This window comes from Acidaminococcus nyctereutis (assembly GCF_052216985.1).
GTDB lineage: Bacteria > Bacillota > Negativicutes > Acidaminococcales > Acidaminococcaceae > Acidaminococcus > Acidaminococcus fermentans_A.
The window spans coordinates 1-10,601 of the sequence record NZ_JBQOUY010000044.1 but is presented as its reverse complement, the minus strand read 5'-3'; the positions used below and the strand labels follow the sequence as shown (position 1 = coordinate 10,601).

Annotated in this window: 12 protein-coding genes and 2 rRNA genes; 4 read left to right on the top strand and 10 right to left on the bottom strand. The window is 50.7% G+C overall.

Annotated features, from left to right (window positions below):
• Positions 1 to 129: 129 nt before the first annotated feature.
• Together murI and ACTUHY_RS12370 are read right to left on the bottom strand one after the other, a co-directional pair.
• Positions 130 to 924 (bottom strand): glutamate racemase, encoded by a 795-nt coding sequence (gene murI / locus ACTUHY_RS12375; protein ID WP_442827938.1) that lies wholly within the window; start codon positions 922 to 924, stop codon positions 130 to 132.
• Positions 925 to 1,016: 92 nt separating this feature from the next.
• Positions 1,017 to 1,535: an NAD(+) diphosphatase gene (locus tag ACTUHY_RS12370; RefSeq protein ID WP_442827937.1), complete on the bottom strand. Its 519-nt coding sequence runs from the start codon at positions 1,533 to 1,535 to the stop codon at positions 1,017 to 1,019.
• 121 nt (positions 1,536 to 1,656) lie between these two features.
• On the opposite strand from ACTUHY_RS12370, the gene ACTUHY_RS12365 reads away from it, so the two are divergent.
• Complete coding sequence (locus ACTUHY_RS12365; RefSeq protein ID WP_278673936.1) at positions 1,657 to 2,169, top strand: ferritin; 513 nt, start codon at positions 1,657 to 1,659, stop codon at positions 2,167 to 2,169.
• Between the two features lie 308 nt (positions 2,170 to 2,477).
• Here the strand turns inward: ACTUHY_RS12365 and ACTUHY_RS12360 are convergent, their stop codons facing one another.
• Entirely contained in the window at positions 2,478 to 3,872 is a 1,395-nt protein-coding gene (locus ACTUHY_RS12360; protein ID WP_442827936.1) for an ATP-binding protein, read from the bottom strand.
• Between the two features lie 173 nt (positions 3,873 to 4,045).
• Here ACTUHY_RS12360 and ACTUHY_RS12355 point away from each other — a divergent pair, with 173 nt between their 5' ends.
• Together ACTUHY_RS12355 and ACTUHY_RS12350 are read left to right on the top strand one after the other, a co-directional pair.
• Complete coding sequence (locus tag ACTUHY_RS12355) at positions 4,046 to 4,609, top strand: HD domain-containing protein (protein ID WP_442827935.1); 564 nt, start codon at positions 4,046 to 4,048, stop codon at positions 4,607 to 4,609.
• A gap of 216 nt (positions 4,610 to 4,825) precedes the next feature.
• Positions 4,826 to 6,106 (top strand): MATE family efflux transporter, encoded by a 1,281-nt coding sequence (locus tag ACTUHY_RS12350; RefSeq protein WP_442827934.1) that lies wholly within the window; start codon positions 4,826 to 4,828, stop codon positions 6,104 to 6,106.
• A gap of 96 nt (positions 6,107 to 6,202) precedes the next feature.
• Here ACTUHY_RS12350 and istB read toward each other — a convergent pair whose 3' ends face one another.
• The 5 genes from istB to ACTUHY_RS12325 all read right to left on the bottom strand — a co-directional run bounded on the left by istB (position 6,203) and on the right by ACTUHY_RS12325 (position 8,559).
• Complete coding sequence (gene istB / locus ACTUHY_RS12345) at positions 6,203 to 6,955, bottom strand: IS21-like element helper ATPase IstB (RefSeq protein ID WP_442827933.1); 753 nt, start codon at positions 6,953 to 6,955, stop codon at positions 6,203 to 6,205.
• Entirely contained in the window at positions 6,937 to 7,518 is a 582-nt protein-coding gene (locus ACTUHY_RS12340) for a Mu transposase domain-containing protein (RefSeq protein WP_442827932.1), read from the bottom strand. Before ACTUHY_RS12340 ends, istB begins: the two co-directional genes overlap by 19 nt.
• 156 nt (positions 7,519 to 7,674) lie before the next feature.
• Complete coding sequence (locus ACTUHY_RS12335; protein ID WP_442827931.1) at positions 7,675 to 8,013, bottom strand: hypothetical protein; 339 nt, start codon at positions 8,011 to 8,013, stop codon at positions 7,675 to 7,677.
• 18 nt (positions 8,014 to 8,031) lie between these two features.
• Positions 8,032 to 8,226 (bottom strand): helix-turn-helix domain-containing protein, encoded by a 195-nt coding sequence (locus ACTUHY_RS12330; protein ID WP_442827930.1) that lies wholly within the window; start codon positions 8,224 to 8,226, stop codon positions 8,032 to 8,034.
• Between the two features lie 132 nt (positions 8,227 to 8,358).
• Positions 8,359 to 8,559 (bottom strand): DUF2905 domain-containing protein, encoded by a 201-nt coding sequence (locus ACTUHY_RS12325; protein WP_278673930.1) that lies wholly within the window; start codon positions 8,557 to 8,559, stop codon positions 8,359 to 8,361.
• A gap of 165 nt (positions 8,560 to 8,724) precedes the next feature.
• Between ACTUHY_RS12325 and ACTUHY_RS12320 the strand changes: the two genes are divergently transcribed.
• A complete protein-coding gene (locus ACTUHY_RS12320) occupies positions 8,725 to 10,089 on the top strand; it encodes a PhoH family protein (protein WP_442827929.1) in 1,365 nt (454 codons plus the stop codon).
• A gap of 158 nt (positions 10,090 to 10,247) precedes the next feature.
• Here ACTUHY_RS12320 and rrf read toward each other — a convergent pair.
• Together rrf and ACTUHY_RS12310 are read right to left on the bottom strand one after the other, a co-directional pair.
• Positions 10,248 to 10,364, bottom strand: a 5S ribosomal RNA gene (gene rrf / locus ACTUHY_RS12315).
• An 84-nt stretch (positions 10,365 to 10,448) separates the two neighbouring features.
• A 23S ribosomal RNA gene (locus ACTUHY_RS12310) occupies positions 10,449 to 10,601 on the bottom strand; the annotation flags it as partial.

The window sequence follows — 10,601 nt, the reverse complement described above, 5'->3', positions numbered from 1 at the left end:
TGAGCCATTTGTTTTTCCTCCCTCGGTATTATGTGGGTTTTGGTCGATTTACATTATACCTAAAGGATGAGCATATGGCTCATTTTTATGAAATTATCTTTTTACACCATTATATGGACGTTACCTTTTTCACAAATGGATCAGCCGGAAATCACATTGATTCATATCCAGCATCCGGGCTGCCAGCCGCTTGCCCCGCTCCAGGTCGGCGGTGAAGCACACTTCTGCCCGGCCCAGGCCGGTCTTCCGTGCCAACCTGCGCTGTTCCAGATCATCGATAGCGGCCTGGACTGTCCGTTCTGCCGGGTCCAGGATGGTCACATCCGGCCCAAAAGCTTCCCGGATTTCTTTTTCTACAAAAGGATAATGGGTACAGGACAGCATGACCGTATCCACATCATGTTCTTTCAGCTTATCCGTATATTCCTTGATAGCTGCTGCCAGTTCTGGGCTGCCGAACTTCTCTCCCTCGATAAGGGGTACGAACTTGGGACATCCCTGGCCGAACACCTGGATTTCCGGATCGATTTCCTGGATTTCCTTCTTGTGAGCCCCGGAAGCCACCGTAAAATCGGTAGCCAGGAAGCCTACTTTTTTGTTCTTCGTAACGCCCCCTACCATACGGGCGCCCTTTTTCATGCCGATAACCGAAAAATCATAGCCGTTCTTGATGACGTCCGTTCCCAGGACCGTAATGGTGTTGCAGGCTACCACCAGCTGCTTGATCTGCCGGCGGTGCAGCCAGGTCGTCATTTCACCGACGAATTCTTCGATTTCTTCCCGGGGCCGGTTGCCATAGGGGGTCCGGGCCGTATCTCCAATAAAAATGAACCGCTCATGGGGCATTTTCTGCAGGAGCCATTTCAGGACAGTAAGTCCGCCCACACCGGAATCAATGACACCAATGGGATCTAATGGATTCATGGTTTCCCTCCTTATCATTTTTCCGTCGAACCGTACTAGGACATTATATTATAGCACGATAAAGCAGGAAACGTCTAACAAGAATTCTAATCCTATTTTCTCTCCTCCATTCCCTTCATAGCCAGCAGTTTCCGCCACAGAGGATAGATCACGTTTTCCGGTGTCTCAGGATAAGCCGTTCGAGGCAGGTCCAGGATCGGCACCCAGTGGGCGGATGTGACTTCCTGGGACAGGGCAAAAGGCTGCTTGTGGACGAAACCCAAAAATCCGTGCATGAGCATCTGCCCCTTGCTGAACCAGAAAGTCCCTTCCGGGATCAGCCGATCCAAGGTCAGTCCCAGTTCTTCCTGGACTTCCCGGTAAGCGGTTTCTTCCGCAGTTTCTCCCGGCATGATGAAACCGGAAGTGATGCTTTCATATTCCTGAGAAAGATGGGGCTGTTTGCACAAGACCACTTCATCATACTCATTGCAGAGCAGGACGATGATACAGCTGTAGAAAAAGTCGAACCAGTACCGCTGGCAGATGGAACAGAAAGGGACCAGCCCTTCATCTCCAGCTGGTTTCGGTTGGAGCTGGCTGCCGCAGGTAGGACAATATTCAAAATGCATGGGATTTCCTCCTTTGTTCATACAGAGGTAGCATACCCAAACGGAGAAAAGGTGTCAAGTTTTTTCGCTGACCAACGGTAAACCTGCTATAATGGAACCAAGATAAAAGGAGGTTTTACTTATGCTGGACAACAAAGTCAAAGACCTGATCAATGAACAGGTCACCAAGGAATTCTATTCCGCTTATCTATACCTGGATTTCGCCAACTATTACCAGGAAAAAGGCCTGGACGGCTTCGCCCACTGGTTCGACATCCAAGCCCAGGAAGAACGGGACCATGCTATGCTCATGCGGACTTACTTACAAAATAACGATGCTCCTGTAGTCTTTGGCACCATCGACAAACCAGACATGACCTATAAGAAGCTGGATGATGCCCTGAAAGCCGCCCTGAAACATGAACAGTTCATCACCGGCTGCATCAACAAAATCTACGCCGCCGCGGACAAAGCCAAAGATTACCGGACCATGCAGTTCTTCGACTGGTTCGTAAAAGAACAGGGCGAAGAAGAAAAGAACGTGGGCGATTTGATCAAGAAGTTCGAACTGTTCGGCAGCGATCCTAAAGGGCTGTATGCCCTGAACCAGGAACTCCTGGCCAGAGTCTACGCCGCACCGACCCTGGTGCCTTGAGGGAAAAACATAAGGGGGTGTTGCACGTTACGTGCAACACCCCCGGTCTCATAAGCCGTATAGCGGCTCGGTCTCGGGTCTCGAGTCTCGAGCCGAATGAGAAATTTGCAAGCAAATTTTTTGAATGTACAAACCCTAATCTGCTAACGATAAGATATTCGTTTCTATATCCAGCACGATACTGGTTCTACACTTTCAAAAGAACCTGGCCATGGGAACAGGTTCTATCCAACGGCTCGAGACTCACGACTCGAGACCCGAGACCTCAAAAAGAGGCTGTTGCGCATGCAACAGCCCCCTTTTCACGTTCAAACCAGCAGTTCCTTGGGCGTCAGCAGCAGGACATTCTCCTCCCTGGCCTCTGTTTCTAACCTTGGGGTAAAACCAGCACGGGAAAACAATACGTACTGGATTTTCCGCCCCTTCCGGACCAATTCACTCCGCTCCTGGAGCAACCGCAGGACCGACAGATCCATAGGGTCCTGTTTCCATTTACATTCTCCGCAAAGGACATGCTGTTCATCAGTGCAGACCAGATCAATTTCCTCTTCTCTCCGTTTCCGTGGATCTGTTCCCCACCAGCTTCCGTACTGGAGATACAACGGGTATCCTTTGCCTTGCTTTACCTGGTATTGAATATACTGGAGAGCGATTTCTTCAAATACATGCCCGAAATAGGCTGGAAATTGCGGCCGAATTTTCTGCTCCCAGGCCTGCTTTCCCATTCCCAGGGCAATCAGAGAGCTGCAGCCAGGAAGGAAGCGGAACCAGAAACGGTACAGATTGTCTGCCAGCTGATAAAGACTTTTCCGGGATGAGGTATTCTCCACCGGCTGTATTTTACGGACCAACTCCAGATCCTGGAGATTCTTTAGGTAAAAAACCAGACCGTTGGTATCCTTGCCCACTGCGGAAGCAATTTCATGGAGCCGGTTGGCACCATGGGCGATAGCTGTAAGGATGCTGTTGTACACAGCTGGTTCCCGCAATTCCTGGAGCATCAGGTTTTCCGGTTCCTCCTGGAGATGCCCGCTAGGAGAAAGCAGTTCCTCACACACCGCTTCTTCCAGATTTCCATAATGGGACAGATACAGAAGATACTGGGGAATCCCATCACAGATTCCATAAGCCATCATTTTTTCCTCTTCTGTCCATCCTGGGAAAAACCGGACGGCTTCGTAATAGGGAAGAGCATGGAGTTTCAACTGGGCCATTCTCCGTCCATAAAGAGGACTCTGGTAACTGAGCACCTGCCGTTCCATGAAACTCATGGACGATCCACACAGAATCAGATACAGTTCCGTATCCTTCCACTCCTGATCAATGACCTTCTGCAGGATGGAGGAAATTTCCGGAGCCGCTTTGGCCAGATAGGGATATTCATCAATGACAAATACCAAACGTTTGTGCCGTCCCACTTCGGTCAGATAAGCAAACAGATCTTCAAAACTGGAAAAAGAATCCAGCAGCCGGGTCTGAAGATCCGGAATCTGCTCCCGTACAGCTGCCGTCAGGTTGGCCAGCTGCTCTTTTTTGCTCTGCTCTGTAGCCATGAAATAAACCGCCGGCTTATCCTGGATAAATTCCCGGATCAACCGGGTCTTCCCCACCCGCCGCCGTCCGTAAATTACAGGGAATTCAAAATGTCCAGATCCATAGCGTTTTTCCAGAGCTGCCAGTTCCTGCTTTCTGCCGATGAACATAGAGATTCCCTCCTGTAAATAATATAGTCGTAATTAGCATAGTCGTAGCTATACTAGTCATGACTATATTATCATATTCAATCCGATCATGCCACTCCTTGATTCCATTTGCCTCTTTCCATTCTTCACTTTATAATAATCCCATCCATTGAAAATGAAAGGATGATGGTTCCATGTCCCCTGAAACTTTTCTTGCGATCCTGACCCGAGCCAGCCGGCTAAAGACGGCCACCCGCCACTGTTGGACCGCACCTGGCCGCCAGGAAAGCGTGGCGGACCATTCCTGGCAGATGGCCCTGATGGTCCTCCTGTTGTCCCAGGAACCGGAATTCCAGGAGATGGACCTGGACCGGGTGATCCGGATGTGCCTGATCCACGACCTGGGAGAAGCCTTTACCGGGGATATCCCCACCTTTGCCAAAGGAGACCGGGACCGCGCCGCAGAACAAGACTGCTGGGACAAGTGGCTGGCCACCTTTCCGGAAGAAAACCGGCAGGAATGGCAGGCCTTGCTGGCAGAAATGGAGACCCAGGAAACCCAGGAAGCCAAACTATACAAGGCCCTGGACAAGCTGGAAGCAGTGATCAGCCACAACGAATCAGACCGGGGCACCTGGCTGCCCCTAGAATACGATCTCCAGTTCACTTACCCGGAAAAAGCCGTCCAGTTCTCTCCCTGGCTGAAAGAACTGAAAAAAGCAGTGGACCAGTGGACAAGAAAAAAGATAAAAGGATGACCTTGCCCCCTTGCTTTGCATCTGCTATAATAGCGATGCTTGCTCGGAGGGCAAATCATTCGCTGGAAATAATAAGCTGGATAAGGCAACCGATTGAAACATCGGTTCGTCTTATCCAGCTTTTTTGTTTGATGGCTTTCCACCTTTTATTTCACCCTTCCGGCAAGCTTTCTCCATGATTTTCATGATTATTCTTGCGAAAGGACGGCGTATCTGATGGAACGAACCAATTTATTTACCGAAGGAAAGATCCTTCCCTCCCTGCTCCGTTTTTCCGTAACAGTCTTAGGGGCCCTTTTCCTCCAGGCTTTATACGGAGGTGTTGATCTGCTGGTGGTAGTGCAATTTGCCGGCACAGGGGATGTTTCCGGGGTAGTCACTGGCAGTTCTCTGCTGAATACCCTGACCATGATCATCACCGGTCTCTCCATGGGAGTGACGATCATGGTGGGCGAAGCCATCGGCCGCCGGAAACCGGAACAGGCCGGACAAGCCATCTGCAGTGGAATCCTGCTTTTTTTCTTACTGGGACTTTTGCTGACTGTGGGGCTCATGACCGGCGCCCCCACCCTGGCCCGGTGGTTCCAGGCTCCTGAAAAAGCTTTCCTGCCTACGGTCCATTATATTCAGATCTGCGGGACCGGATCCCTGTTTATCGTTGCTTACAACCTGCTGGGAGCCATTTTCCGAGGCTTGGGAGACGCCCGGACACCTTTGCTGGCAGTATTGATTGCCTGTATCATGAACATTGCTGGAGATCTGCTGTTGGTGACTGTTTTCCATATGGGAGCCACCGGTGCCGCGCTGGCCACCGTGAGTTCTCAGGGAATCAGTGTCCTGACGGCAGTCCTGCTCCTGCGCCACCGGACACTCCCTTTCCCCATCCGCCGGGAATTTTTCCATCTTCCCTGGGCCCTGATCTTCCAGGAACTGCGTCTGGGACTGCCCGTAGCGCTCCAGGAATTGTTTGTGGGCACCTCTTTCATAGTCATCCAGGGGGTGGCCAACACTTTCGGGGTAGTGTCCTCTGCCGGGGTAGGCATTGCAGAAAAAGTCTGTGCCTTCATTATGCTGGTGCCTTCTGCCTATATGCAGTCCCTGTCCGCCTTTGTGGCCCAGAATCGAGGCGCTAGGAAACCCCAGCGTGGCCGCCAGGCCCTCTTTAACAGCCTGATAACCGCCGGAGCGGCCGGTCTTTTTATGTTCTTCACCCTGTTTTTCCACGGAGACGTCCTGGCCTCTTTGTTCAACCGGGAACCGGACGTGATTGATGCCGCTGCCAGTTACCTCCAATCCTACGGAGTGGATGGCTTCCTGAGCCCCTTGCTTTTCTGTTTCATCGGCTTCTTCAACGGCTGTCAAATGACCCTTTTCGTCATGCTCCAAGGTATGCTGGGTTCTCTGTTTGTCCGGATTCCCCTGGCTCTTTTCATCAGCCAGATACCCGGTGCCACCCTATTCCACATCGGCCTCAGCACCCCGGCCTCCAGTGTGTGAATGTCAACGAAAAAGTGAGCCACGTGCTTGCCAAAAATTGAGCCACTGTGATCATGAATAATTGAGCCACATGCTTATCAATTTTTGAGCCACCTATCAACTCTCTTTCTTTTCAACATGGCTTTGCAGGCGGTATGAGTTACCATTCATATTCAGTATGTGAGAATGGTAGGTTAGCCGATCTACCAGGGCCGAGACCAAAGCCGCATTCGAAAACATCTCGGTCCATTTTGAAAATTCCAGATTGGTGGTAATCACGGTGCTGGAGCGTTCTGAACGTTCAGCAATCACCTTGAACAGCAGTCCGGATTCCTCCTGGTTAAACTTTGCGTAACTTAATTCATCCAACAGCAGCAGATCTGCTCCAGCGATGGTCTTTTCCATCTTTCGTAACTGGTAATCACTCCTTGCTTCTTTGAACTCGGCTGCCAAGGTACTGGCATTATAAAATAGGACCTTGTATCCCAAGATACATGCTTTAATTCCAATTGCCGTCATCAGATGGGTCTTCCCGGTCCCGGGATTCCCCACCATGACCATGTTTTCATGTCGGCGTATAAAGTCACAGCTGGCCAATTGCTTAACATATTCAGGCTTAACATACTGAAGCCTGCTCATATCAAACTCTTCCAGAGTTTTCATCAATGGAAAGTGCGCTCGTTTCAAACGGGTCTGTCGTTTCTTTTCCTGACGGGTCTCATACTCCCGTTTCATTAGTTCCAGAACGAACGCTTCAACACTCTGGCCAGGCTGGTAATGATGCACCTCCTTATCCAAATTTCCAAAGGTCGGTATCTTCAGCTGTTTGGCATAATACCGCAGGGCTTCTGTTATCCCGGGTTCTGGCATATACTGTTTCCTCCCAATAAAGAATCATAAGAGGACAGATCCACCTGCTTCACAACGACCTGGTCCTGTATCACGACCGGTTGTGTAGACCTGGCCAGAAATTCATTTTTTCTCTTCCAGAAAGCATCCTCTCCTTGTTCCGTGCATATTTTCAGAATCTCCATAAGATTCTTTGCTGTGAACTCGCTGCTTTCAAGCAGCTGCATAAGCCGGGGACTAATGTTTTGCTTCACCGGCCGTGCCTGCAGTATGCTGCGGGGTTTCTGTTTCAACAAAGGAAGGTAATGGGATAGGCTGAGGATTTGCTGTTGTTTCTCATAGCAGCGTTCATGCACTGCAACGGCCTTTCCATCGATCAGGATGGTGACTTTTTCGGCTGTGGCTTTGAAAGCAGCTTCCTGTCCCACATATTTTACGGGTGTTGGCCGTCCTGATACAGAATGGGTGTCTATATACTTACGGCAGTATCCTCCAATCTGTTGGTTCAATTCATCCAGGGAATCGGCCCGGGGAACCGGGACCAATACATTCCGACGGATGAACCCGACCAGGTTTTCTACCAATCCCTTTTCATTGCCGCTCCGGACATTGCAGAAATCAGGAAAAAAGCAGTAATGGGCTGCCAAAGCCTCATAGTTTTCCTGAGGAATCGCAAGTTTCCCAGATCCGTTCTTTACGGCGACCTTGGCATTGTCAAAAATGACACGTCTGGGAACGCCTTAAAAAAATTCGAAAACCCTGATAATTCCTTCCAGGAAAGCTTCGCTGTTTTGCTTGCGGAAACAGAATACGAAAGGGGCGCAGCTGTAGCAAAGCCTGGCGCAAAAAGTATTGACTAAAGTCCGGTTCCCCTTCAAATAAACATAAGCCGTTCCAAAATCAGTTTGCATGGCGCTACCAGGTTCAAACTCCAGAGGGACATAAGCCCCCATAAGATTGCCGCGAAGCTTGCGAACCAAGGCACGGACGGTACTCTCACCTCCAGTGAAATTCATTTCAGCGACCAAGCGATGATAGATTCGTCGTGCTGTATGATGCTGTTTCTTATTGGGTTCCAACGCATCTTCCTGCAGACACTACTGGATAAATTGGATGATGTCCGGCGTCATCATGCTGGCGGCCCGGCAATAACTGGCCCGAAGGCCAGCATAGGTATCCCCGTGCCAATATTTTGCAACAGTGTTACGGGAAATTCCCAGTTGCTTTGCAATCTGACGCTGACTCAGTCCTTCCACAAGAAATTTGTGGCGGATTGCCGCATATTCGTCCATTGTGACACTCACCTTGTTTCTATCCCAAAATCGGATTTTCGGGCTGCGCTAACAAGCCCGCGACTCACGACTCGCGACCCGAGGCCAAAGGGGATGTGAAAAAATGAAGAATCATTTTTTCACATCCCCTTTTTAATGGAATATCCTCAGCAACACATTCAATATCACACTGACCACGATACAGGTGACCACTGGAAAATAAAAACTTCCATGTTTCCCTGTAATATGGATATCCCCGGGCAGGTGCCCCAGGGGAAACAGATTCGATCCGAATTCTATCACAAGCCCTGCCACCACCAGCAGCAGGCCCAACGTAATCAGCATCCTTCCCATGTTTTCATCTCCCGTTTCTCTTTTGTTCCTATTGTACCATGTTTCGCCTATTTCTTGCCCTTATACGAAAATTTTACGGAAATCCGACGGAATTTCTACACTTCCCTGTTATACTGAAACCATCCAAAAGGTATTTCCAAAAAAAAAGAAAGGCGGGGATGTTCCATGGCCAAGACCTATGTCATCGATACCAATGTGCTGATCCAGGCGCCCCATGCGCTTCTCTGTTTCGAAGAAAACCGGCTGGTGCTGCCTCTGGTGGTCCTGGAAGAGTTGGATGGCCTGAAAAAAGCCGAAGGGGAACGAGGCTTCAATGCCCGCCAGGCCATCCGCACCCTGGAAGATCTGCGCCGGACCGGGAATCTGATAGCGGGGGTTCCCTTGCCCAATGGAGGGACCCTGCGGGTGGAAACCAACTGTGTCCACGAGCCCCTTCCCGAATCCCTGCCTGAGGACAAAAGCGACAACCGGATCCTGAAAATCTGCCAGCATCTGGCAGCCGACCACCCGATCTTGGTGACCAAAGATCTGGTACTGCGTCTGAAGGCCCAGCTGCTGGGCATCGAAGCCCAGGATTTCAGCACGGAACAGGTAAATGCTGGGGAGCAGCAATACCTGGGCAGGGTAGAATGTTTCGTCCCGGAAAAAGACTTTGACCGGTTCACCACGGAAGGTGTTCCCACCGACCTGCCGTACCAGTGTGATGAAACTGGAGCCTCCCATCCTGTTTCCCTGGTCCAAAACGAATTCGTCCTTCTGAAAGCAGATGCTTCTCTTCGAAAGACCCATTTGGGCCGGGTGTGGGGCGACCGGGTGATTCCCCTGGAATATGCCAGGGAAACGCCCTATGGAGTCAAACCCCGAAATGCCGGCCAATACTTCATGCAGGAAGCCCTCATGAAGCCAGCTGCTGAAGCGCCTCTGGTCATCGTCAAGGGACAGGCCGGTACCGCCAAGACCTTCTACGCTCTGGCGGTGGGCCTAGAGAAGCTGCTGAATCAATCTTCGGAAGAATACCGCCGGATCCTGATCTGCCGGCCCAATGCCCAGTTCGATTCCGATATCGGCTTCCTGCCCGGGGATGAACAGGAAAAGATTTCTCCCTTGATGCGGCCCATTATGGACAATCTGGAACAGCTGCTGGACGAAGACGAAGATTCCCGCTACGATGATGAACTGGAACTGGAAAGCCGGCTTATGGAAATCTTCGACCGGAACCTGATCCAGATGGAAGCTCTGAATTTCATCCGGGGACGTACCCTGGAAAAGATCTATCTGATCATCGATGAGGCCCAGAACATGACCCCCAACCAGGCCAAAGGCATCATTACCCGGGCGGGGAAGGGCACCAAGGTGATCCTGCTGGGGGACCCCAACCAGATCGACAAACCTTTCCTGGATGAACGGACCAATGGTCTCAGCTATGCTTCTGAAAAAATGAAAGGCAGTCCCCTGTGCTGTCAGGTCACCATGCTGCCTTCTGAATGTGAACGGTCCCCTCTGGCCCTGGAAGCCATCCGGAGACTTTGATAAAGGAGATGAATCGGGCAGAGCCTCTAGGCACGTCAGAGCCAGCATCATACAATGAAAGGCAGCCATAGCCTGGCTGTCTTTCTTCGTCCAGTGACCAGTGACAAAAAGGACTGGGAAGAAATGAATTCCTCATTTCTTCCCAGTCCTTTTCTCCTAACCGGCAGCTCCCTATCCTCCCGGACCGTTTCCAGTCGAGTACTTTCGGCGTATAAGGGCTTAACTGCTGTGTTCGGCATGGGAACAGGTGGGTCCCCTTAGCTATCGCCACCGGATTTTCAATTGAAGGCATGAGCCCTCAAAACTTCATGAAGAGACGTTTCTTTGCTGTCCGGATTCCTCCGTCCAGCGGCCCGATTTAAGTCAAGCCCTCGACATATTAGTACAGGTCAGCTTAACATATTGCTACGCTTCCACACCCTGCCTATCAACCTGGTCTTCTTCCAGGTGTCTTACCAGCTTATGCTGTGAGAGATCTCATCTTAAGGATGGTTTCACGCTTAGATGCTTTC